This window comes from Streptomyces sp. NPDC040718 (assembly GCF_055593565.1).
The window spans coordinates 264,357-286,968 of record NZ_JBVIXO010000008.1; the positions used below are offsets into that span (position 1 = coordinate 264,357).

20 protein-coding genes are annotated in these 22,612 nt (G+C 73.5%); 5 read left to right on the forward strand and 15 right to left on the reverse strand.

Annotated elements, in window-relative coordinates; genetic code table 11:
* Nucleotides 1-389: 389 nt before the first annotated feature.
* From pheT to infC, 7 genes are all read right to left on the reverse strand, one after another.
* Nucleotides 390-2,918 (reverse strand): phenylalanine--tRNA ligase subunit beta, encoded by a 2,529-nt coding sequence (gene pheT, locus ACZ597_RS21940; protein ID WP_471332597.1) that lies wholly within the window; start codon nt 2,916-2,918, stop codon nt 390-392.
* Complete coding sequence (gene pheS / locus ACZ597_RS21945) at nt 2,918-4,045, reverse strand: phenylalanine--tRNA ligase subunit alpha (RefSeq protein WP_471332600.1); 1,128 nt, start codon at nt 4,043-4,045, stop codon at nt 2,918-2,920. Before pheS ends, pheT begins: the two co-directional genes overlap by 1 nt.
* A 162-nt stretch (nt 4,046-4,207) precedes the next feature.
* Complete coding sequence (locus ACZ597_RS21950; protein WP_471332746.1) at nt 4,208-5,239, reverse strand: sensor histidine kinase; 1,032 nt, start codon at nt 5,237-5,239, stop codon at nt 4,208-4,210.
* Between the two features lie 484 nt (nt 5,240-5,723).
* Nucleotides 5,724-6,578, reverse strand: a complete 855-nt coding sequence (locus ACZ597_RS21955) for a TrmH family RNA methyltransferase (protein ID WP_471332748.1) — start codon at nt 6,576-6,578, stop codon at nt 5,724-5,726.
* 170 nt (nt 6,579-6,748) lie between these two features.
* Entirely contained in the window at nt 6,749-7,135 is a 387-nt protein-coding gene (rplT, locus tag ACZ597_RS21960; protein ID WP_007263143.1) for a 50S ribosomal protein L20, read from the reverse strand.
* A 100-nt stretch (nt 7,136-7,235) separates the two neighbouring features.
* Complete coding sequence (gene rpmI, locus ACZ597_RS21965) at nt 7,236-7,430, reverse strand: 50S ribosomal protein L35 (protein WP_007263144.1); 195 nt, start codon at nt 7,428-7,430, stop codon at nt 7,236-7,238.
* A gap of 100 nt (nt 7,431-7,530) precedes the next feature.
* Complete coding sequence (infC, locus tag ACZ597_RS21970) at nt 7,531-8,244, reverse strand: translation initiation factor IF-3 (protein WP_471332603.1); 714 nt, start codon at nt 8,242-8,244, stop codon at nt 7,531-7,533.
* Nucleotides 8,245-8,567: 323 nt separating this feature from the next.
* Between infC and ACZ597_RS21975 the strand changes: the two genes are divergently transcribed.
* The gene (locus ACZ597_RS21975) at nt 8,568-8,933 is read left to right on the forward strand and encodes a DUF1844 domain-containing protein (protein ID WP_042800665.1); all 366 of its coding nucleotides are present in this window, start codon (nt 8,568-8,570) and stop codon (nt 8,931-8,933) included.
* Nucleotides 8,934-9,015: 82 nt separating this feature from the next.
* Here the strand turns inward: ACZ597_RS21975 and ACZ597_RS21980 are convergent, their stop codons facing one another.
* Genes ACZ597_RS21980 through ACZ597_RS21990 form a run of 3 tightly spaced genes read right to left on the reverse strand, consistent with a single transcriptional unit; the run spans nt 9,016 to nt 11,756 of the window.
* Nucleotides 9,016-9,756, reverse strand: a complete 741-nt coding sequence (locus ACZ597_RS21980; RefSeq protein ID WP_471332606.1) for an SseB family protein — start codon at nt 9,754-9,756, stop codon at nt 9,016-9,018.
* 12 nt (nt 9,757-9,768) lie between these two features.
* Nucleotides 9,769-10,956 (reverse strand): type VII secretion-associated serine protease mycosin, encoded by a 1,188-nt coding sequence (gene mycP / locus ACZ597_RS21985; RefSeq protein ID WP_471332609.1) that lies wholly within the window; start codon nt 10,954-10,956, stop codon nt 9,769-9,771.
* Nucleotides 10,953-11,756: a hypothetical protein gene (locus tag ACZ597_RS21990; RefSeq protein WP_471332611.1), complete on the reverse strand. Its 804-nt coding sequence runs from the start codon at nt 11,754-11,756 to the stop codon at nt 10,953-10,955. The genes mycP and ACZ597_RS21990 overlap by 4 nt, the downstream gene beginning before the upstream one ends.
* 399 nt (nt 11,757-12,155) lie before the next feature.
* Between ACZ597_RS21990 and ACZ597_RS21995 the strand changes: the two genes are divergently transcribed.
* On the forward strand, nt 12,156-13,349 hold the full coding sequence (locus ACZ597_RS21995) for an amino acid deaminase/aldolase (protein WP_471332614.1): 1,194 nt from the start codon (nt 12,156-12,158) through the stop codon (nt 13,347-13,349).
* Between the two features lie 5 nt (nt 13,350-13,354).
* Here the strand turns inward: ACZ597_RS21995 and ACZ597_RS22000 are convergent, their stop codons facing one another.
* The 4 genes from ACZ597_RS22000 to ACZ597_RS22015 all read right to left on the reverse strand — a co-directional run bounded on the left by ACZ597_RS22000 (nt 13,355) and on the right by ACZ597_RS22015 (nt 18,316).
* Nucleotides 13,355-14,647 carry a haloacid dehalogenase-like hydrolase gene (locus ACZ597_RS22000; RefSeq protein WP_471332618.1) on the reverse strand — a complete coding sequence of 431 codons (1,293 nt, stop codon included), beginning with the start codon at nt 14,645-14,647 and terminating at the stop codon, nt 13,355-13,357.
* A gap of 101 nt (nt 14,648-14,748) precedes the next feature.
* A complete protein-coding gene (locus tag ACZ597_RS22005) occupies nt 14,749-15,540 on the reverse strand; it encodes a 3-oxoacyl-ACP reductase (RefSeq protein ID WP_405981506.1) in 792 nt (263 codons plus the stop codon).
* 5 nt (nt 15,541-15,545) lie between these two features.
* On the reverse strand, nt 15,546-16,910 hold the full coding sequence (locus ACZ597_RS22010) for an aldehyde dehydrogenase family protein (RefSeq protein WP_471332621.1): 1,365 nt from the start codon (nt 16,908-16,910) through the stop codon (nt 15,546-15,548).
* A 32-nt stretch (nt 16,911-16,942) separates the two neighbouring features.
* On the reverse strand, nt 16,943-18,316 hold the full coding sequence (locus ACZ597_RS22015; protein WP_471332624.1) for a glutamine synthetase family protein: 1,374 nt from the start codon (nt 18,314-18,316) through the stop codon (nt 16,943-16,945).
* 77 nt (nt 18,317-18,393) lie between these two features.
* On the opposite strand from ACZ597_RS22015, the gene ACZ597_RS22020 reads away from it, so the two are divergent.
* The 3 genes from ACZ597_RS22020 to ACZ597_RS22030 all read left to right on the forward strand — a co-directional run bounded on the left by ACZ597_RS22020 (nt 18,394) and on the right by ACZ597_RS22030 (nt 21,553).
* Nucleotides 18,394-19,140, forward strand: coding sequence for a FadR/GntR family transcriptional regulator (locus ACZ597_RS22020; protein ID WP_471332626.1), 747 nt, complete (start codon nt 18,394-18,396; stop codon nt 19,138-19,140).
* A gap of 180 nt (nt 19,141-19,320) precedes the next feature.
* Entirely contained in the window at nt 19,321-20,787 is a 1,467-nt protein-coding gene (gene eat, locus ACZ597_RS22025) for an ethanolamine permease (RefSeq protein ID WP_471332629.1), read from the forward strand.
* A gap of 46 nt (nt 20,788-20,833) precedes the next feature.
* A complete protein-coding gene (locus ACZ597_RS22030) occupies nt 20,834-21,553 on the forward strand; it encodes a gamma-glutamyl-gamma-aminobutyrate hydrolase family protein (RefSeq protein ID WP_471332632.1) in 720 nt (239 codons plus the stop codon).
* A gap of 115 nt (nt 21,554-21,668) precedes the next feature.
* Here ACZ597_RS22030 and ACZ597_RS22035 read toward each other — a convergent pair whose 3' ends face one another.
* Complete coding sequence (locus ACZ597_RS22035) at nt 21,669-22,592, reverse strand: LysR family transcriptional regulator (protein WP_471332635.1); 924 nt, start codon at nt 22,590-22,592, stop codon at nt 21,669-21,671.
* Between the last annotated feature and the right edge of the window lie 20 nt (nt 22,593-22,612).

The window sequence follows — 22,612 nt, forward strand, 5'->3', positions numbered from 1 at the left end:
GGGTCCGCCCGGGCCGTTCCACTCCCCCCGGGCCGGGCGGGTCCGCACCGGTCGTACGCGGCCGGCCCGCGCGGCGTGCGCGCCCGCAGCCAGCCGCGCGGGCGTGACCGCCGGCCGCTGCGCGGGGCCGCCGATGTGTCGCGGCGTGCGCGTGCATGCCGCTGCGCGGAGCGGTCCCCTACCCGCCCTTCCACCGTTCCCCGGGCTCCGCCCAGACCCGCGCCTCGAACGCCGGCGATTGAGGCCTGGGGTCCCCCCGGACGGAGTCTGGGGGAGGTTGAAGGGCGGGTAGGGGAACGGCCCCGCAGGGCACCCGGATCCCACCCGAACGGGTGAGGGGCGCGCCCGGTGATCCGGACGCGCCCCTCAGAGCAGCTCGAGCGGCAGCGCTACGCGCCCCGCAGCACCGCCCCGGTCCGCTCGCCGGCCAGCGAAACGGCCGCGTCGCGCGCCGCCGTGGACTCCTCGGCCGTCAGCGTCCGGTCGGCCGCGCGGAAGCGCAGCGCGTACGCGAGGGACTTCTTGCCCTCGCCGACCTGCTCACCGGTGAACACGTCGAACAGCCGCAGGGACTCCAGCAGTTCGCCGGCGCCCTTGCGCAGCGCGTCCTCCACCGCCGAGGCGGGCACGGAGGCGTCCACGATCAGCGCGACGTCCTGGGTCGCCACCGGGAAGGTGGAGATCCGGGGCGCCTGCACGGCCTCGCCGCCGGCCGCCGCGAGGCGGTCCAGGTCGAGTTCCATGGCGCTGGTGCGGGCGGGCAGGCCCATGGCCTTGACCACGCGCGGGTGCAGCTCGCCCGCGTGGCCGATGACCTGCTCGACACCGTCGACGGTGACGACCAGCTCGGCGCAGCGGCCCGGGTGCCAGGGGCCGTACTGGCCCTGGCGGACGACCAGTTCGGCGCCGGCCTCGACGGCCAGCGCGCGGGCGGCCTGGACGGCGTCCGCCCAGTCGGCCGGACGGCCCTTGCCCCACCAGCCGGCCTGCTCGCGGGCACCGGCCAGCACGACCGCGGCGTACCGCGGCTGCGCGGGCAGGGCCGCGTCCAGGGTGGCGACCTCCTCGTCCGTGGGACGCCGGTCGACGGGCAGGCGTACGGCGACGCCCGCCTCGGCGGCGGCACGGAAGACCGAGCCGGTCTCGAAGAGCGCGAGGTCGTGGCTGCCCCGGCTGTCGTTGCGGCGCAGCGCGCCCAGCAGGCCCGGCAGCAGCGTGGTGCGCAGCGCCGGCTCCTCGTCGGACAGCGGGTTGACCAGCTTGACGACCTGGCGGCTCGCGTCGTGCGCGGGCAGCTGGAGCTGGTCGAAGACGCCCTCGCCGATGAACGGGTAGCTCAGCGCCTCGACGTAGCCGGCGCCGGCCAGGGCGCGGCCGACCCGGCGGTGCAGCTGCTGGCGCGCGGTCAGGCCGCGGCCGGAGGGCACCTGCGGCAGGGTGGACGGGAGGTTCCCGTAGCCCTCCAGCCGGATGACCTCCTCGGCGAGGTCGTTGGGCTCGGCGAGGTCGGGCCGCCACGAGGGGACGGTGACGACGAGCTCGTCCTGGCCGTAGACGTCGCAGCCGATCTCCTGGAGGCGGCGCACGACGGTCTCGCGGCCGTACTCCATGCCCGCGACCCGGTCCGGGTGGTCGGCGCTCATCGCGATGGTGCGCGGGGCGCCCGGGGCGGTGAGCTCGGTGACGCCGGCCTCGGCGGTGCCGCCCGCGAGCAGCACGAGGAGGTCGACGGTCCGCTGCGCGGCCGCGGCGGCGGCCTGCGGGTCGACGCCCCGCTCGAAGCGCTTGGAGGCCTCGGAGGAGAGCTTCAGGCGGCGGGCGGTGCGCGAGATCGACACGGAGTCGAAGTGCGCGGCCTCGATCACCACGTCCGTGGTGCCGGTGACGGTGCCCGTTTCCGGGTCGGTGACGGAGTCGGCGATCTCGGTGTTCGCGCCGCCCATGACACCGGCGAGCCCGATCGGGCCGCTGCTGTCGGTGATCACCAGGTCCTCGGCGTCGAGCGTGCGCTTGACCCCGTCGAGGGTGGTGAACTTCTCTCCCTGCTCGGCACGGCGGACGCCGATCGCGCCGTCGAGCCGCGCGCGGTCGTAGGCGTGCAGCGGCTGGCCGAGCTCCAGCATCACGTAGTTGGTGACGTCCACGGCCAGCGAGATCGGGCGCATGCCCGCCTTCTGGAGGCGGCGCGTGAGCCAGATCGGGGACCGCGCCTCGGGGTCGAGGCCGGTCACCGTGCGGGCGGTGAAGCGGTCGCAGCCGACCGGGTCGGAGATCTGCACGGCGTAGCCGTACGAGTTCGGCGCGGGCACGTCGAGCAGCGCCGGGTCGCGCAGCGGCAGGCCGTACGCGGTGGCGGCCTCGCGGGCCACACCGCGCATGGACATGCAGTAGCCGCGGTCCGGGGTGATGTCGATGTCGAGGACCTCGTCGACGAGCTGGAGCAGCTCGATCGCGTCGGTGCCGGGCTCGTACTCCGGCGGCAGCACGATGATGCCGTGCGTGCCGTCGTCGCCCATGCCGAGCTCCTCGCCGGAGCAGATCATGCCGTGCGAGGTCTTGCCGTACGTCTTGCGCGAGGCGATCGCGAAGTCGCCGGGCAGGACGGCGCCGGGCAGGACCACGACGACCTTGTCGCCGACGGAGAAGTTCCGGGCGCCGCAGACGATCTCCTGCGGCTCGCCGGTGCCGTTGGCGGTACCGACGTCGACGGTGCAGAAGCGGATCGGTTTGCGGAAGCCTTCGAGCTCCTCGATGGTCAGCACCTGGCCGACGACGAGGGGGCCCTTGAGGCCGGCGCCGAGCGTCTCGACGGTCTCGACCTCGAGGCCGGCGTCGACCAGCTTGGCGGCCACGTCACGGCCGGTCTCGCCCGCGGGGAGGTCGACGTACTCCCGCAGCCAGGAAAGCGGGACGCGCATCAGATCTCACTCCCGAACGGCCGGGTGAAGCGCACGTCACCCTCGACCATGTCTCGCATGTCTTCAACGTTGTGACGGAACATCAGCATCCGCTCGATGCCGAAGCCGAAGGCGAACCCGCTGTACTTCTCCGGGTCCACACCGCAGGCGGTGAGCACCTTGGGGTTGACCATGCCGCAGCCGCCGAGCTCGATCCAGCCCTCGCTGGAGCAGGTACGGCAGGGGCGGTCGGGGTTGCCCACCGACTCGCCGCGGCAGACGTAGCACTGCATGTCCATCTCGGCGGACGGCTCGGTGAAGGGGAAGAAGTGCGGGCGCAGCCGGGTGGTGGTCTGCTCCCCGAAGAGCTCCTTGACCATGTGGTCGATGGTGCCCTTGAGGTCGGCCATCGTCAGGCCCTCGTCGACGGCGAGCAGCTCGACCTGGTGGAAGACCGGGGTGTGCGTCGCGTCGAGCTCGTCGGTGCGGTACACGCGGCCCGGGCAGACGATGTAGACGGGGGGCTTGCGCTCCAGCAGCGAGCGCGCCTGCACCGGGGAGGTGTGGGTGCGCAGCACGACGCCGGACTCGTCGCCCTCGGTGCCCTTGGGGCCCCGGACGAAGAAGGTGTCCTGCATCTGGCGCGCCGGGTGGTCGGGCGTGAAGTTGAGGGCGTCGAAGTTGAACCACTCCGCCTCGACCTCGGGGCCTTCCGCGACCTCGTAGCCCATGCCGACGAAGATGTCCGCGATGCGGTCCATCAGCGTGGTCAGGGGGTGGCGGGCGCCGGCGGGCACACGGTCGTAGGGCAGCGTGACGTCCACCGCCTCCTCGACCAGCACCCGCTCGTCGCGCTCGGCCTCCAGCTGGACCGTGCGGGCCCCGAAGGCCTTGTTCACGGCGCCGCGGGCCTGTCCGACGCGCTTGCCCGCCTCGGCCTTGGCCTGGGGCGGCAGGGCGCCGATCTCGCGGTTGGCGAGCGCGAGGGGCGAGCGGTCGCCCATGTGCGCGGTCTTCGCCTCGCGGAGCTCGTCGAGGTCGCCGGCGGACGCGAAGGCGGCGAGCGCCTCGTCCCGCATGCGCTCGATCTCTTCCGGTTTCAGTGCCTCGACCTCGACAGGGTCGTACGACTTGTTCGGTGCCGACATCTCTTCCCGTACTTCCGATGGCTGGCTGGTGGGTCCCCGCGCGACGTGATCGAAACGCCTCGGGCTCGATCGGCACAAGGACACAAGGGTGCCAAAGGACGAGTCTAAGGGCCGCCGGGGGTGGAGGAGCCCGTGGGCCGCCCGGTGGGACTCTCCGCAGGGTTACTGGGTGAGGTAGGCCGGGGCGCTCACGGGCAGGATAAATCGGAACTCTGCGCCGCCTCCGGGGCCGCGGCCGACCGTGATGGTGCCGCCGTGGGCCTCCACGATGCCCTTGACGATGTACAGGCCCAGGCCGGTGCCGCCGCGCTTGCTCCCCCGCCAGAAGCGGGTGAAGACGCGGGCCATCGATTCCTCGGGGATCCCGGGGCCTTCGTCGGTCACGGTGACGGCTGTTCCCTTCTCGTGCGGTGCCACGTCGATGGTGACGGTTCCGTCACCGTGGCGCACCGCATTTTCGAGGAGGTTGCCGAGGATCTGGTCGATCTTGTCCGGGTCGGCCCAGCAGTCGGGCAGCGGGCTGCTGACCCGTACGAGGAACCGCTCGGGGGCCTGGCCGTTCGCGGTGAGCGCCTGGACGTGGCGGCCCACGGCGGCGGCCAGGTCGACCGGCTGGCGGCGGACCTCCAGGCGGCCGGAGTCGATGCGGGAGATGTCGAGGAGTTCGGCGATCAGCCGGGTGACGCGGTTGGCGTCGGCGTCGACGGTCTCCAGCATCAGCCGCTTCTGGTCGTCGGTGAACCGCTCCCACTTGGCGAGCAGGGTGGCGGTGAAGCCCTTCACCGAGGTCAGCGGGGAGCGCAGCTCGTGCGCGACGGTGGCGATGAGCTCGGCGTGGCTGCGTTCGGTGCGGCGCCGGGCCTCGGTGCCTCGCAGGGTGACCACGAGGCGGCTGAGGGGGCCGGTGGGGTGGGTGCGCACGTAGCGGGCGGAGACGAGCACCTCGCGGCCGCCCGGCAGCAGCAGGTTGCGCTCGGGCTGGCCGCGCCGGGTGGCGAGTCCCCCGTACGGGTCGGTCAGCGCCCACCAGCGGCGGCCTTCGAGGTCCTCCAGCGGCAGCGCGCGTTCGATGCGGGCGCCGATGGCCTGGCCGGCGGGGATGGCGGTGATCCGGGAGGCGGCCCGGTTGAAGCAGACGACGTGTCCGGTGTGGTCGGCGACGACGAGCCCGTCGGGCAGCTCGTCGGGGTCCATGCCGAAGCCGGCCTCCCGGCCGGGGGTGCGGCCCTCCGGCCCGTCGCCGGGGCCCCCGGTCCCGGAGCTCCCCGCCGCGCCGTCCGCGGGAAGGGCGCTGCCGCGCCCGCCGGTGCCGGGGACGGCCGGCCGGTGCGCGTCCCCGCCGGGCGTGCGCGTACCGGCCGCGGCGCCCGGCGGGGGGGTGCCCGCGTCGCGGTCCTGGGCGCGGCCGCCGGGTCCGGCCTGCTGCGGTACGAAGCCCAGGCCGTCGGGGCTGCCGGCGAGGACCGGGCCCGCGGAGCCGGGTGCACCCGGGGCGGCGGGCGCGGCCGGCGCGTCGGGGCCCGGGGGGCCCGACGCGGACGGGCCGGCCCCCGGGGCGGCGTCCCCGAACCGCTCCTCGGCCGCGTCGGCGGTCCCTGGCGAGCTGTTCGTACCGACGGTCATGTCCCCGTACCCCACATCTCCGGGTAGCTCAGTGGGCCCCCGGGCGGCCACATTACTAGCTGGGGGTCACGGAGCGGCACCCTCCGGGCGCCCGCTGTGCACGCGCGGACGCGTAGAGGCACACGGCGGCGGCCGTCGCGAGGTTCAGGCTCTCCGCCTTGCCGTGGATCGGGACCCGGACCACGGCGTCCGCGAGCGCCCGGGTCTCCTCGGGCAGGCCCCAGGCCTCGTTCCCGAAGACCCAGGCGGAGGGCCCGCCCATGGTGCCCGCGTCCAGCTCGGCGTCCAGGTCGTCCTCCCCGGCCCCGTCGGCGGCCAGGATCCGCACTCCGGCGGCCCGCAGCCCCTCCACGGCCTGCTCCACCGGTACGCCGACGGCCACCGGGAGGTGGAAGAGGGAGCCCACGGAGGCCCGTACGGACTTCGGGTTGTACAGGTCGACGGAGGCGTCGGTCAGCACCACGGCGTCGGCGCCGGCGGCGTCCGCGCAGCGCAGCACCGTGCCGGCGTTCCCGGGGTCGCGGACGTGGGCGAGGACGGCGACCAGCCGGGGCCCGGCCTTCAGGATCTCCTCGAACGGGGAGTCCAGGAAGTGGCAGACGCCCACCAGGCCCTGCGGGGTCACGGTCTGCGAGACCTCGGCGAGGACCTCGTCGGAGGCGTGGTGCACGCGGGCCCCGGCCAGCAGGGCGGCCTCCACGATGTCGGCGTAGCGCTCGGCGGCCTCGACGGTGGCGAACAGCTCGATCAGGGTCGCGCCCTGGGCCCCGCGGTGCTCGACCGCCTCGCGGACGGCCTGCGGGCCCTCGGCGATGAACCGGCGCTCCTTGGTGCGGAAGTTGCGCCGCGCCAGCCGTCGGGCGGCGGCCACCCTCGGGGATCGGGGGGAGATCAGCTCGTGGTGACCCAGGTCGGCCATGGTCTGTGCGGTCCCTCTCGGGGTGCGGGGCGCGCGGGGGCGCGAGCGGTGCGGGCACGGGCGGTGCGAGGGCGCGGACGCCGTGCGGGAAAACACTCGGACCCGCAGGCGAATCGCCTGCGGGTCCGAGGATGCCGACTGCTTACGCGGCCGGCCAGGCCTTAGGCAGCGGCCTTGGGCGCGTTGACGTCGGCCGGGAGGGCCTTCTGCGCGACCTCGACCAGCGCGGCGAACGCGTTGGCGTCGTTGACGGCCAGCTCGGCGAGGATCTTGCGGTCCACCTCGATGTTGGCGGCCTTCAGACCCTGGATGAGGCGGTTGTACGTCATGCCGTTCTGGCGGGCAGCGGCGTTGATGCGCTGGATCCACAGCTGACGGAAGTCGCCCTTGCGCTTCTTGCGGTCGTTGAAGTTGTAGACCAGCGAGTGGGTGACCTGCTCCTTGGCCTTGCGGTACAGGCGCGAACGCTGACCGCGGTAGCCGGAGGCCGCCTCGAGGATCGCCCGGCGCTTCTTGTGGGCGTTTACTGCCCGCTTGACGCGTGCCACTTTTTACTCCTTGTAGCGGGGCCGTGGATGTCGTCACACGGCCCGGAATTCGATGGGGTCCCGGTCTTGACGTCCCGCTCCCTCAGGGGAGCGGAGGACATCAGATGCCGAGAAGCTTCTTGATCTTCGCGGCGTCGCCGGGAGCCATCTCCGCGTTGCCGGTCAGGCGGCGGGTGATGCGGGACGACTTGTGCTCGAGCAGGTGGCGCTTGCCGGCGCGCTCGCGGAGCACCTTGCCGGAGCCGGTGACCTTGAAGCGCTTCTTGGTACCGCTGTGCGTCTTGTTCTTCGGCATGGCGCCGTTATCTCCTCGTCGGTGGCGCTCCCGCCGGTCCGGGGACCGGCTCGCGGGAGCGTCATGTTGTTGGGTGATCCGGGACGGGTCTGCCCCGGGATCAGGCCTCGGTGTTGGCCTCGGCGGAGCCGTCGGCCTCGACCTGGACCTCGGCCTCGACCTCGGCGACGGCCGGGTCGGCCTCCGTCTCGGCCGGAGCGGCGTCGGCGGCGGTACCACCCTGGCGCTCGGCCTTGCGGGCGGCCTGCGCCTCGCGGGCTTCGGCCATCGCCTCGGTCTTCTTCTTGTGCGGACCGAGAACCATGATCATGTTTCGGCCGTCCTGCTTCGGGTTCGACTCGATGAAGCCGAGCTCCTCGACGTCCGAAGCGAGACGCTGCAGCAGTCGGTAGCCGAGCTCCGGCCGGGACTGCTCGCGACCACGGAACATGATCGTGATCTTGACCTTGTCGCCCTGCTTGAGGAACCGAACGACGTGACCCTTCTTGGTGTCATAGTCGTGCGGGTCGATCTTCGGCCGGAGCTTCATCTCCTTGATGACCGTGTGCGCCTGGTTCTTGCGCGCCTCACGGGCCTTCATGGCCGACTCGTACTTGAACTTGCCGTAGTCCATGAGCTTGCAGACCGGCGGGCGAGCGGAAGCCGCGACCTCGACCAGGTCCAGGTCGTACTCCTGCGCGAGCTCAAGCGCCTTCGCAAGCGGAACAATGCCCACCTGTTCGCCGCTGGGACCGACGAGTCGCACCTCAGGGACGCGAATCCGATCGTTGATGCGGGGCTCGGTGCTGATGGATCCTCCTCGGTAGCACCACACGGCTGCCTGGCAGACAACCGCTGACGTCTTTTGTCGTCAGACCTCACCGGGCGGAGAACGAAAAAAGCCCCGCCGGGCACAGGCAGGGGCTCCAAAACGACCGGAGCACCGCCGCGTGCGAACCGCGGGGCGCAACTAGGCGGCTTTCCATCGTCCGTACGGAACGATGGATACCACCTGACCGGAAGACCCGCCTCCCCGGAGGGTGGTCGGGTGGGAGATCGGAGCCTCCACTTGTGGGCCGGGCACATAGGTGTCCGGCCGGTCGATGTACATAGTACCCCACGCAATGCAAGGCCGCCGCACGACCTATCGTGGAGCGCATGACTGACGCGACGCCCTCCGATTCCACCACTCCCGACTACGACGAGATGACCCGCGACATCGCGGACGTCCCGGCCGTCGAGGTCATCACCACGGTGGCCGTCCACCTGCTGAGCGCCGCGGCGGTCAACCTGGGCCTGGACAAGCCGGACTCCGAGCACAAGGACCTCGACGAGGCCCGCAAGCTGATCACCGCCCTGGCCGGCCTGGTGACCGCCAGCGCCACCGAGATCAGCTCCTTCCACGCCGCCCCGCTGCGCGACGGCCTGAAGTCGCTCCAGCTGGCCTTCCGCGAAGCCTCCATCGTCCAGGACGAGCCGGGCCAGGGCCCGGGCGAGAAGTTCACGGGCCCTGTCTACGCCTGATCCCGCCCCGGATTCCGCTTCGTACGCCGAAGGGCCGCCCGCGAATCTCCGCGGGCGGCCCTTCGGCGTACGTACGGGGTCCTCAGCGCGTGAAGAGCGCGTCCCCCGGCGGCACCGGGGCACCGGCCGGGAGCAGGGCCAGGTCCAGGCCTCGCACGAGCCGGCCGCGCAGGGTCTCGTCCGCCGCCAGGGCCTCGGCCACCCGGCGGGCCGCCGGGGCCGGCTCGGCGTCGGCGGAGAGCACGACGGCCAGGGTGCCGTCGGCGCCGACGCCGCCCCGGCCCAGGTGGGCGCGGAGCACGGCGGGCTCGGCGGCCACGGCGGCCCGTACGGCCTCGCGCACGGCGGGGTCCGCCAGCGGGTCGGCGTCGGTGCGGCCCTCGGCCAGCGCGAGCAGCGCGGGGCCGGTCAGCTGGTACGGGACGGGGCCCGCCAGGTCGATGACGACGGTGTCGGCCTTCTCGTGCGCGGCGGCGGCGAGCGCCTGGTGCAGCGGGACCGCGACCGGGCGGGCCGCCGGGTCCCACAGGGCCAGCGAGGCGATCGAGGTGAAGGCGGGCAGTGCCCGCCGGTTCCCCGCCGTCAGCGTCGGCACGGCCATGTCGCTGGTCTTCTCGCGCTTGAGGCCGGTCTCCGGGTCGGTCTCGACCTCGCCGAGCATGGCCACGACGGGCACCAGCAGCCGGGCGTCCTTCAGCGCCGCCAGCAGCTGCGGTTCGGCCGCCCGGTCGGCCGCCCAGGCGGCCAGGGCGGCGCTCAGCCGGGGGTCGGCGGTGCCGTCGTCGTCGGAGAAACCGGGGTCTGGAATGTTCTTGGTCGCCACAATCAACCGACCCTATCCCGAGGTGTCCCGCCGTGCGGCGCGCGGGCGCCGGGCCAGTACGGCGGCCAGCACCAGCAGGGCCGCTCCGCCGGCCGCGGCCGCCGGGACCCCGGGCACCTTCCGGTGCCCGGCGGGGCGGGCCCGCTCGGGGCCGGGGCCGAAGTACCGCCGCCCGGCCGCGACGGCGGCGGGGACGGGGGCCTCGGGGCGCAGCGCGGAGCCCGCCTGGAGCGCGGCGACGGGGTCGACCGTGCCGTGCCCCCGGGCGTCGTCGCGGCCGCCGGCCGGGCGCTCGGCGGCGGTGTCCTCCAGCAGCTTCTTGACCTGCGCCGGGGACAGCCCCGGGTGGGCGGCCTTGACGAGGGCCACGGCGCCGGAGACGAAGGCCGCGGCGGCGCTGGTGCCCCAGCCCTCGTAGTAGGAGCGGTCGGGGTCGGCGATGACCACGTCGACGCCGGGGGCGGCGACGGTGGCGTACCAGTGGCGGGTGGAGAAGGCGGCCTTGCGGCCCTGGCGGTCGACGGCCGCGACGGCTATCACCCCGGGGTAGGCGGCGGGGTAGGAGGTGTGGTCGCCGCGTTCGCCGCCGTTGCCCGCGGAGGCGACGACGACCACGCCCTTGCCGATCGCGTACTGGACGGCCTCGTCCTCGGCGGCCTCGTGGTGGGCGGAGTCGCTGTCGTCGCCGAGCGAGAGGTTGATCACGTCGGCGCCGTGGTCGGCGGCCCAGCGGATGCCCTCGGCGAGGGCGCCGGACTTGCTGTCGCGGGCCTTGTTCCGGCCCGGGTCGCCCTCTTCGAGGATCACCCGGACCGGCAGGACCTTCGCGTGGGGCGCGATCCCGAGGACCCCCTGCGAGCGGTCGGGTCCGTGGCCCCGGCCCGCGATGATGCTGGCCATCGCCGTGCCGTGGCGGGCCCAGGCGCGGTCGCCGCGGCCGGCGCCCATGCCGACCAGGTCGGTGCCTTCGAGGACCTGGCCGGTGAGGTCGGGGTGGGTGGCGTCGACGCCGGTGTCGAGGACGGCGACGGTGACCCCGTCGCCCTGGGTGGTGCCCCAGGCCTCCTCGGCGCGCAGGGCGAGCAGGCCCCACTGCCGGTCGCGGATGGTGTCGGCGGCGGCGGGATGGGCGGCGGTCACGGCGAGGAGGGCGGCGGCGAGGCCGGCGGCGGCCGCCGTGCGCAGGGGGGTCGGGTTCATCGGGCAGCCCCCTTCGAGGGTGCCGCGCCGGGTGCCGCGCCCGGCGCCGTGTCCGGGGCGGCGAGGGCGGTGAGGGCCTGTTCGACCCGGTCGGCGGCGGCCTTGGCGTCGTGGCCGAGCCCGGCTTCGGCGACGGTGCCGGTGGCGTCCTGGCGGACCGCTTCCTCGGCGGGGACGGGCGCGTCGACGGTACGGCCGTCGGCGAAGGCGGAGACGGTGTAGACGACGGCCGGGGCCTGGGCGGAGACCGTGGCCGTCCAGGCGGCGCGGCGGGCGTCGGCGTACTCGTAGGCGGGCGGGACGGTGAGGCGGCCCCGGAGGGCGGCCATGGCGGTGGCGTCGGCGGGGGTGAAGACGAGGCCGACGGTGACGAGGGAGCTGCGGGTGGCGTCGGTGTAGGTGGCGCGGAGCACGCGGGTGCAGCCGGTGGCGGCGAGCGCGGTCCGCCAGTCGGCGGGCAGGGCCGCGCAGTCGGCGTCGGGCGCGAGGGCGATCCGGGTCCAGCTGCGGTCGGCTCCGCCCGGGCCGGCGTCGGGGGCGTCCAGGACCGGGGGCAGGAGCCCGTCCACGGGTGCCGATCGCCACAGCGAGGCGGCCTGGCGGTAGGCGGCGTCGGGGGGCAGGGGGCGGTGCGCGGCGCGGTGGTCGCTCCAGGCGGTGGCGGCTGCGCCGGCGAGGAGGGCGGTGCCGAGGAGGGCGCACGCGGTGGCCGTGACGACCCTGACGGGGTGGCGGCGGGACCGGTGCGGTGGCGGGCCGGGGGCGTCCAGGACCTCGGTCCGTGGTGTCGTCGTGGTCATGCGGCGGCTCCGCCCCCCGTTCCGTACGGCTGCCTGCCCGTACTCTACGGGGCCCTTGCCCTGGCCGGGCCCCTGCCCTTGTGGCGGGGGCCGCACAGGGCGGGCCGCTGCGCGGGGCGGGGTCCCCTACCCGCCCTTCGCCCGTTCCCCGGGCTTCGCCCGGCCCCCTCCTGGGGGCTCCGCCCCCAGACCCCCGCGCCTCAAACGCCGGGGCTGGGATGTGCCGGCGGGCCTGGATTTCGCGCAGCGAAATTCCAGCCCGCGCGGCGTTTGAGCGCAACGGGGTCCGGGCGGAGCCCCGGGCAACGGCGACCGCCCCGCACAGCGGTGGGGCCCGAACAGCGCCCGGCCAGGGCAAGGGCCTACCCACCGGTAAAAGCGTCTGGCAAGCTGCCGCCCATGACTTCGGACCGGGCCCGGTACGACCGGGCGACCGCGCATCTGGACGCGCCCCTCGCCATCGTGGACCTGGACGCCTTCGACGCCAACGCCGACGACCTCGTCCGGCGGGCCGGCGGGAAGCCGGTGCGGGTGGCCAGCAAGTCCGTGCGGTGCCGGGCGCTGCTCGAACGGGTCCTGGCGCGGCCCGGGTTCGCGGGGATCATGTCCTACACCCTCGCCGAGTCGCTGTGGCTCGCCCGGTCCGGCTTCGAGGACGTGCTGCTCGCCTATCCGTCCGCCGACCGGGCCGGGTTCGCGGAGCTGGCCGGGGACGCGAAGCTCGCGCGGGCGGTCACCGTGATGGTGGACGACCCGGCGCAGCTGGAGCTGATCGACCGGGCGCGGGACGGCGGGGCCGAGGAGGTCCGGGTCTGCCTGGAACTGGACACCGCCCTGCGGATGTTCGGGGGCCGGGTGCGGGTCGGTGCGCGGCGGTCGCCGTTGCGGGAGCCGGGGCAGCTGGCGGAGCTGGCGCGGGTGGTGGCGTCGCGGCCGGGGTTCCGGGTCGTCGGCCTGATGGGCTACGAGGGGCACGTCGCCGGGGTCGGGGACGCGCTGGCCGGGCGGCCGGTGCGGTCGCGGATGATCCGGCTGATGCAGAGCACGGCCCGCAAGGAGCTGGCGGTGCGGCGGGCGGAGGCGGTGCGTGCGGTACGGGCGGTGGTGCCGGACCTGGAGTTCGTCAACGGCGGCGGTACGGGGAGCGTGGCGGAGACGTCCGCCGAGGACGCGGTGACGGAGATCGCCGCCGGGTCGGGGCTGTACGTGCCCCGGCTGTTCGACAACTACACGACGTTCCGGGGGCGTCCGGCCGCGCTGTTCGCACAGCCGGTGGTGCGGCGGCCCGGGGTGGGGGTGGTGACCGTGCTGGGCGGGGGCTATCCGGCGTCGGGGGCGGCGGGCGCCGACCGGCTGCCGGTGCCGTACCTGCCGGCGGGGCTGCGCTACGACCCGCAGGAGGGTGCGGGCGAGGTGCAGACGCCGCTGCTGGGGAGCCCGGCCGACGACCTGCTGATCGGCGACCGGGTGTGGTTCCGGCACGCGAAGGCCGGGGAGCTGTGCGAGCGGTTCGACACCCTGCACCTGGTGGAGGGGGACCGGGTCGTGGATTCGGTTCCGACCTACCGGGGTGAGGGGCGGACCTTCCTGTAGGGGTGTCAGAAGACGGTGTCCGTCTGGTCGGGGATGACGCTCGTGTCGCCCCGGCGGACGGGGCCGGCGGTGCCGTCGTGGTCGACGTAGCCGGTGGTGGAGCAGGGGTAGGGGCCGGGCTTCTGCTGCTTCGGCTCCATGAACATCGGGTTCACGATCCACTTGCCGTCGCTGTTGTCGTAGGCGCGGCACATCAGTTCGTTCTTGTTGCGGTTGAGGACCAGCCGCAGGGCGGTGGCGTCGCGCAGGAACGAGATGTCGGTGTCGGAGTCGCCTGCGGCGAAGACCTGGCGGCGGGCGGCCGGCTGGACCTTCTCGGCGGCGCGGCCCCGGACTCCGAAGACCTCCTGGTTGATCCAGCAGCGCTTGCCGTCGATGTAGGTGGTCATCGTGTCGGCGCCGTCGGGGACGGATCCGCAGCCCTTGAGGTGGGCGGTGAGCCTGCCGTCGCGGGCGGTGGTGTTGCGGATGCCGATGACGTGGGCGGCGTCGATGCCGACGCCGCGGGCCCAGACCTCGACGACGGGCTGCGGGGAGGCGGAGCTGATCCAGACGTCGAAGCCGGCGCGCCGGAGCTTGTCGACGAGGTCGCGCTGCTGGTCGTAGTAGCGGACCCAGCCGGTGGCGGTGCCGGTGCCGACCTGCTGTTTGGTGCCGATGGGCGCGGCGAGGTTCTCGGTGCGGGCGGCGGCCGCGAAGCCGCGTACCTCGTTCGCGGTCCAGCCCTGCGTCAGCTGGGCCAGCCAGGCGTAGCCGGGTTCGGTCGTACGGCGGTCCCAGCCGGCGAAGGCGGCGGTTCCGGTGCGGGTGGCGGCGGTGCCGTAGACGGCGTTGATCTCGTCGGCGCAGGCGGCGCCGGCGGGGGTGCCGGTGGGCAGGGGGGTGCCGGGGCGGGCGAGGGGGCCGCAGGCGGTGGAGAGGGCCTGGGCGGCGGCCGGGGTGAGGTGGCGGCTGGTGGTGGTCCAGTCGCCGCCGGCGGGCTGGCGGACCTTCCCGTTGCGCAGGAGCCAGAACATGGTGGCGTCGCCGACGTCGTTCTTGACGACGGTGTTGTCCCAGTCGAAGACGGCGACGGGCTTGGTGCGGGACGGCCGGTACGGGTTGCAGCGGCCGTACTGGTCGATGAGCCGCTGGAGGCGGGTCTGGTTGTCGCCGTACCAGCCGGCGGCGAGCTCGGGGGTGGTGCAGGCGGGGTGGTCGGCGGCACGGGCGGGTCCGGCGGCGGCGAGGGAGCCGGCCGCTATGAGGGCGGCGGCGCCGGCGGCCTGGAACCGGCGTCTGGTGCTGGGTCGGGGCACTGGCACTCCTTGCGGGGGCGTCGGGGACGGTGGAGCACGACAGCCGGGCGTCGTGCGACGCCCGGCTGTCGGGTGGGGGGTGCTGGGGGTGCCGGGGGTGTCTACAGGGGGGTGACGTACGCGCCGGAGATGCCTCCGTCGACCAGGAAGTCGGTGGCGTTGATGAAGGAGGAGTCGTCGCTGGCGAGGAAGGCGACGGCGGCGGCGATCTCGGTGGGTTCGGCGAACCGGCCGAGCGGGATGTGCACGAGGCGGCGGGCGGCGCGCTCGGGGTCCTTGGCGAACAGCTCCTGGAGCAGCGGGGTGTTCACGGGTCCGGGGCAGAGGGCGTTGACGCGGATGCCCTCGCGGGCGAACTGGACGCCGAGCTCGCGGGACATGGCGAGGACGCCGCCCTTGGAGGCGGTGTAGGAGATTTGGGAGGTGGCGGCGCCCATGATGGCCACGAAGGAGGCGGTGTTGATGATGGAGCCGCGGCCCTGGCGCTGCATGTAGGGGAGGGCGGCCTTGCAGCAGAGGTAGACGGAGGTGAGGTTGACGTCCTGGACGCGGCGCCAGGCGTCGAGCTCGGTGGTGAGGATGGAGTCGTCGTCCGGGGGCGAGATGCCGGCGTTGTTGAAGGCGATGTCGACGGAGCCGTAGGTGTCGAAGGCCGTCTTGAAGAGGGCGTCGACCTGCTCCTTGTCGGTGACGTCGACCTGGACGAAGGTGCCGCCGACCTCTTCGGCGGCGGCCTTGCCGGCGGCGGGGTCGATGTCGGCGCAGACGATGTTGGCGCCTTCGGAGGCGAGGCGTCGGGCGGTGGCGAGGCCGATGCCGCTGCCGGCTCCGGTGATGACGGCGGTACGGCCGACCAGGCGGCGGCAGACGATCTCTTCGGTGCGGTCGGTCATGGGGTTCAGGCCTCCGTGCTGATGAAGACGTTCTTGGTCTCGGTGAAAGCGGTGAGGGCGTCGGGTCCGAGCTCGCGGCCGAGCCCGGACTGCTTGTATCCGCCGAAGGGGGTCCAGTAGCGGACGCTGCTGTGGGAGTTGACGGACAGGTTCCCGGCGCGGACGGCTCGGGAGACGCGCAGGGCGCGGCCGACGTCGCGGGTCCAGAGGGAGCCGGAGAGGCCGTACTCGGTCGCGTTGGCCAGGCGTACGGCGTCCTCCTCGTCGTCGAACGGGAGGACGACGGCGACCGGCCCGAAGACCTCTTCGGCGGCGACGGGCGCGGTGGGGGCGGCGTCCGTGACGAGGGTGGGCGGGTACCAGAAGCCGGGTCCCTCGGGGGCCTTGCCGCGGATGGCGGTGAGGTCGTCGGTGACGTAGGAGCGGACGCGGTCGAGCTGGGCGCGGGAGATGAGCGGGCCCATCTGGGTCTTCTCGTCGAGCGGGTCGCCGACGGCCACGGACTCGATGCCGGGGGCGACGAGTTCGAGGAAGCGGTCGTAGGCGGAGCGCTGTACGAGGATCCGGGTGCGGGCGCAGCAGTCCTGGCCGGTGTTGTCGAGGAAGGCCATGGGCGCGGCTGCGGCGGCGGCTTCGAGGTCGGCGTCGGCGAAGACGATGTTGGGGCTCTTGCCGCCGAGTTCGAGGGTGACGCGCTTCACCCGGTCGGCGCACTTGGCCATGATCTGCTTGCCGACGCGGGTGGAGCCGGTGAAGACGATCTTCGCGACGCCGGGGTGTTCGACGAGCGCGTCGCCGGCGACCGCTCCGTGGCCGGGGAGCACCTGGAAGAGGTGCTCGGGGATCCCGGCTTCGAGGGCGAGTTCGGCGAGGCGCAGGGCGGTGAGGGGGGTGGTCTCGGCGGGCTTGAGGATGACGGCGTTGCCGGCGGCGAGGGCGGGTGCCAGGCCCCAGGCGGCGATCGGCATGGGGAAGTTCCAGGGGGCGATCACGCCGATGACGCCGAGGGGTTCGAGGAAGGTGACGTCGATGCCGCCGGCGACGGGGATCTGCCGGCCGGAGAGGCGTTCCACTCCCCCGGCGGCGAAGTCGAGGAGGTCGCGGACGTTGCCGGCTTCCCAGCGGGCGTTGCCGATGGTGTGGCCGGCCTCCCTGACTTCCAGCTGCGCCAGTTCCTCGATGTGTCCGTCGACGACCGCGGCGAACCGGCGCAGGAGCCGGGCCCGGTCTCCGGGGGGTGCCGCCGCCCAGGCGCGCTGGGCTCTGGCGGCCCGGGCGACGGCTGCGTCGACGTCGTCCCGTGTGGCGGCCGGGACGACGGCGACGGTTTCCTCGGTGGCCGGATTCAACACTTCCAGCACATCGGACACGTGGGTGCCTTCCTGGTGTTCGGGTTCGGGGGTTACAGGCGTTCGAAGGAGCGGCGCAGCTCCCAGTCGGTGACCGCGGAGTCGTAGGCGTCGAGTTCGACGCGGGCCATGTTGCGGTAGTGGGCGACGACCTCGGGGCCGAAGGCGGCCTTGGCGATCTCGCTGTTCTCCCAGAGTTCCGCGGCCTCGCGCAGGGTGGCGGGGACGTGGGCGTAGTCGGCGGTGTAGGCGTTGCCGGTGCAGGGCTCGGGGAGTTCGAGGCGGTTCTCGATGCCGTGGATGCCCGCCGCGACCAGGCCGGCGACGGCGAGGTAGGGGTTGACGTCGCCGCCGGGGAGGCGGTTCTCGAAGCGGGTGGAGCGGCCGTGGCCGACGACGCGCAGGGCGCAGGTGCGGTTGTCGTAGCCCCAGGCGACCGCGGTGGGCGCGAAGGATCCCGGGCGGAAACGCTTGTACGAGTTGATGTTCGGGGCGTAGAGAAGGGAGAAGTCGCGCAGTGCGGCCAGCTGGCCGGCCAGGAAGTGGCGCATCACGGTGGACATGCCGTGTTCCTGGTCGCCGTCGGAGCCGGCCATGGCGTTGCGTCCGTCGGAGTCGGTGAGCGAGAGGTGGATGTGGCAGGAGTTGCCTTCGCGCTCGTCGTACTTGGCCATGAAGGTGAGCGAGACGCCCTCCTGGGCGGCGATCTCCTTGGCGCCGGTCTTGTAGACGGCGTGCTGGTCGCAGGTGGTGAGCGCCTCGTCGTAGCGGAAGGCGATCTCGTGCTGGCCGAGGTTGCACTCGCCCTTGGCGGACTCGACGACCAGGCCGGCGGCCTGCATCTCGTTGCGGATGCGGCGCAGGAGGGGCTCGACGCGGCCGGTGCCGAGGACGGAGTAGTCGATGTTGTACTGGTTGGCGGGGGTCAGGCCGCGGTAGTTGGCGTTCCAGGCCTGTTCGTAGGTGTCCTGGAAGACCATGAACTCCAGCTCGGTGCCGACCATGGCGGTGTAGCCGAGTTCGCCGAGGCGCTCCAGCTGGCGGCGCAGGATCTGCCGGGGAGCGGCGACGACCGGGGAGCGGTCGTTCCAGGCCAGGTCGGCCATGATGAAGGCGCTGCCGGGGTTCCACGGGATGCGGCGCAGGGTGGCGGTGTCGGGGTGCATGGCGAAGTCGCCGTAGCCCCGGTCCCAGGAGGACATCTCGTAGCCGTCGACGGTGTTCATGTCGGTGTCGACGGCGAGGAGGTAGTTGCAGCCCTCGGTGCCGTGGGCGAGGACCTCGTCGAGGAAGAACTGTGCGGCGAACCGCTTGCCCTGAAGACGTCCCTGCATGTCGGGGAAGGCCAGGACGACTGTGTCGATCTCACCGCTCGCCACGAGGGCACGGAGCTCCTCGGGCGCGAGCGGCGGCATGCGGTCTACCACTGGAATCTCTCCTTCGGTGAGCCGAGGAGGCCTAAGGTATTGAATAGAACCATTGCTTGGGAAGGGGAGGAACCGAGATGACCGACACGGAGAGCGGCGGTGGCTCGATCGCGCGGCTGAATCCCGTGCTGCGGCAGGTGCGGGCGGGCAACGGTTTCGAGGAGGCCCTGGAGCAGATCCTCCAGGTGGTCCGGCTGGGCCTGGTGCCCGGCGGGGAACGGCTGCCTCCCGAGCGCGAGTTGGCCGAGCGGATGGGGATCAGCCGGGTCACCCTGCGCGAGGTGCTCAAGGTGCTCCAGGACCAGGGCCTGGTGGAGGCCCGGCGCGGCCGGTACGGCGGAACGTTCGTGCTGGCCCGCCCCGACACTCCGGCGGGCGGTGCCGAGGAGGAGCTGCGGCGGCGCGTGGCGGGGGTGGACATCGAGGACGTGCTGCGCTTCCGCGAGGTGTTGGAGGTGGGCGCGGCCGGGCTGTGCGCCGCGCAGGGGCTGTCCGAGGAGGAGGCCGAGCGGCTGCTGGCGGCGCTGGCGGCCACCCACGACGCCCCGCTCTCCGAGTACCGCCGCCAGGACACCCTCTTCCACCTCGCGCTGTGCGAGCTGGCCGGCTCCGCCACTCTGACGGCCCAGTACGCGGCCGTCCGGGCGACCGTGAACGACCTGCTGGACTGCATCCCGCTGCTGGTGCGCAACCTGGAGCACTCCCAGCAGCAGCACACGGTCCTGGTGGAGGCGGTACTGGAGCGGGACGCCGAGGCGGCGCGGGCGGTGATGCGCGAGCACTGCTGCGGGACGGCGGCCCTGCTGCGCGGCTTCCTGGCCTGACGCGGGCGACGGCGGTGGGGGCGCCTGGGGTTCGAGAGGCACGAGGGGTTCGAGCGACACGAGGGGTTCGAGAGGTTTTCGTAACCCCTGTTTAACGCAGGGGTCTTGCGCGTGCCACGCCGTTGACGCAAAGGTACGCCTCACAACCATTGCATCGCAGTGCCCTAGGCAGGAGCGCACATGGCCGACGACATCGCACCGCTGCCCGTATCCGCACCACCCGCCGCGAAGGGCGACGCCGACGCCGAGTACCTGGAGCGCCGCACCCTGCGCCGAGGCAGCGCCGGCTGGCTGCTGCTGACCGGGCTCGGCGTCGCGTACGTCGTCTCCGGCGACTTCTCCGGCTGGAACGTGGGCCTGGACAAGGGCGGTTTCGGCGGCCTTGCCATCGCCACCGTCCTGATGGGCGCCATGTACGCCTGCCTCGTCTTCTCCCTCGCCGAGCTGTCCACGATCCTGCCGACGGCGGGCGGCGGCTACGGCTTCGCCCGCCGCGCGCTCGGCCCGTGGGGCGGCTTCCTCACCGGCACCGCCATCCTCATCGAGTACATCCTGGCCCCGGCGGCGATCGTCATCTTCATCGGCGACTACGTCGAATCGCTCGGCCTGTTCGGACTGACCTCCAGCTGGCCGGTCTACCTCGGCTGCTTCGTCATCTTCATCGGAGTCCACCTGTGGGGCGTGGGCGAGGCGCTGCGCTTCAGCCTCGTCGTCACCGCCATCGCCGTGGCCGCGCTGCTGGTCTTCGCGCTCGGAGCACTCACCGAGTTCGACGCGGGCTCCCTGGACGACATCCCCGTGGACGCCGGCGCCTTCGGCTCCAGCTCCTGGCTGCCGTTCGGCGTGCTCGGCATCTGGGCCGCCTTCCCCTTCGGCATGTGGTTCTTCCTCGGCGTCGAGGGCGTCCCGCTCGCCGCCGAGGAGGCCAAGGACCCGGTCCGCTCCATGCCGAAGGCCCTCGCCATCTCCATGGGCGTCCTCGCCCTGCTCGCCCTGATCACCTTCTTCGCCGCCACCGGCGCCCAGGGCGCCGACGCCGTCAAGACCGCGGGCAACCCGCTCGTCGTCGCCCTGGAGGGGGACGACGGACCGACCGCGCTCAGCCGCTTCGTCAACTACGCCGGACTGGCCGGGCTGGTCGCCTCGTTCTTCTCGCTCATCTACGCCGGCTCCCGCCAGCTCTTCGCCCTGTCCCGGGCCGGCTACCTGCCGCGCTTCCTGTCACTCACCTCGAAGCGCAAGGCCCCGTACCTCGGACTGGTGATTCCGGGCGCCATCGGATTCGCCCTCGCGGCGGCCACCGGCAACGGCGCGCGGATGCTGAACATCGCCGTGTTCGGCGCGACCATCTCGTACGCCCTGATGGCCCTCTCGCACATCGTGCTGCGCCGCCGCGAGCCCGCCCTGGACCGGCCGTACCGCACCCCCGGAGGGGTCCTGACCTCCTCCGTCGCCTTCGTACTCGCCCTTTCGGCCCTCGTCGCCACCTTCCTGGTGGACAAGGACGCGGCACTCATCGCACTCGCCGTGTACGCCGTCGCCCTCGCCTACTTCGCGATCTACAGTCGGCACCACCTCGTGGCCTCCGCACCTGAGGAAGAAGCCGCCGCGCTTGCGGAAGCCGAGGCGGAGTTGACCCGCGACTGAGAGCCTTGTCCCGCCCCTTGATACGGCACCATCCTGGAGGTAATCCGTGCCCAGGCCGCTCATCGGCATCACCACCTACGTGGAGGAATCCACCCGTTACAACGTGTGGGACCTCCCCACGTCGCTCGTGCCCTCCGGGTACTACGAGCTCGTCCAGGCGGCGGGCGGCGCGGCCGTGCTGCTCCCGCCGGACGAATCGGAACGGGCGGCGGAGGTGCTGGGCCGGCTGGACGGGCTGATCGTCTCGGGCGGCCCGGACGTGGACCCGGTGCGCTACGGGGCCGCGCGCGACCCCCGTACGGGTCCCCCCGCGCGGGTCCGCGACGAATGGGAACTCGCCCTGATCGGCGCCGCCCTGGAGCTGGAGCTCCCCGTACTCGGCATCTGCCGGGGCATGCAGGCGCTGAACGTCGCCCTGGGCGGCACCCTGCTCCAGCACATCGACGGGCACGTCCACACCCCGGGGGTCACCTCCTGGCACCCCGTCACCCCCGTGGCGGGCACCCGCTACGCGGAGCTGGTCCCGGAGAAGGCGGAGGTCCCGACCTACCACCACCAGGCCGTGGACCTGGTGGGCCGGGGCCTGGTGGTCTCGGCGTACGCGGACGACGGCACGGTGGAGGCCATCGAGGACCCCGACCGCGACCGCTACGTGCTGGGCGTCCAGTGGCACCCGGAACGGGACAAGGACACCCGGGTGATGGCCTCCTTCGTCGAGGCGGCCGCCGCCCGCCGGGCCGTCCCGGTCGGGGTCTCGGTCTCCTGACGCACCGCCGGCCGCGGCGCCCCCGGCCCTTCCCCGGCTCCGTGATCAGAAGATCACGTTCCCCTGGCCGGGGGCCCGGTCCGCCGCCGGTGCCCCGGACCGACGTACGTGCGGCCTACGTACGCCGCCGGGTCAGCGACAGCAGGTCCCGCGCCGGCCCCGCCGGGCGGGAGCCCGCCGGCCAGACGGCGCGCAGGGCGCGGGCCAGGGCGGCGCCCGGGACGGGGACCTCCACCAGCCGGCGGGCCGCCAGCTCGTCCACCAGGGCCAGCTCCGACAGGACGCACGGCCCGGCCCCGCTCAGCGCCGCCGCCTTGACGGCGGTGGTCGAGGCCAGCTCCAGCAGCGGCACGGCCAGCCCTCCGGAGGAGGCCAGCGCGGCGTCGAGGACCTGGCGGGTGCCCGAGCCGCGCTCGCGCAGGATCAGCGGCGTCGCCGCCAGTTCCCCGGCGTCCACCCCCTTCGAGCGCCGCGCCCAGGGGTGCTGCGGTGCCACCGCCACCACCAGGCGGTCCTGCGCGATGACGGCGGAGTCCAGCCCGTCGGGGACGCCCATCCCCTCCACGAAGCCGAGGTCGGCCTCGTGCGCCAGGACCCGCTGGGCGACGTCGGCGGAGTTCCCGGCGTGCAGGGACACCGCCGTGTCGGGGCGCTCCCCGCGCAGGGCGATCAGCCAGCCGGGCAGCAGGTACTCGGCGATGGTCATGCTGGCCGCCACCCGGAGCCGCGAGTCCCGCTTCCCGCGCAGCGCCTGCGCGCCCGCGTCGAAGGCCTCGGCGGCCTCCACCACCCGCCGCGCCCAGTCCGTGACGAGCGCCCCCTCCGCCGTGAGCGTCGAGCCGCGCGGGGAGCGGTCCACCAGGGCCACGCCGAGCCGGGTCTCCATCGCCCGGATGCGGCTGCTCGCCGCCGGCTGCGTGATGCCCAGGTGCCGTGCGGCCCCGCTCAGGCTGCCGACCCGGGCCACCGTGAGCAGCAGCTCCAGCGCGCCCAGGTCCGGCACGCGGTGTGCGAGCGGAACCGTCTCCTCATCAGCCATAACATCAGTTTATGGCCTCA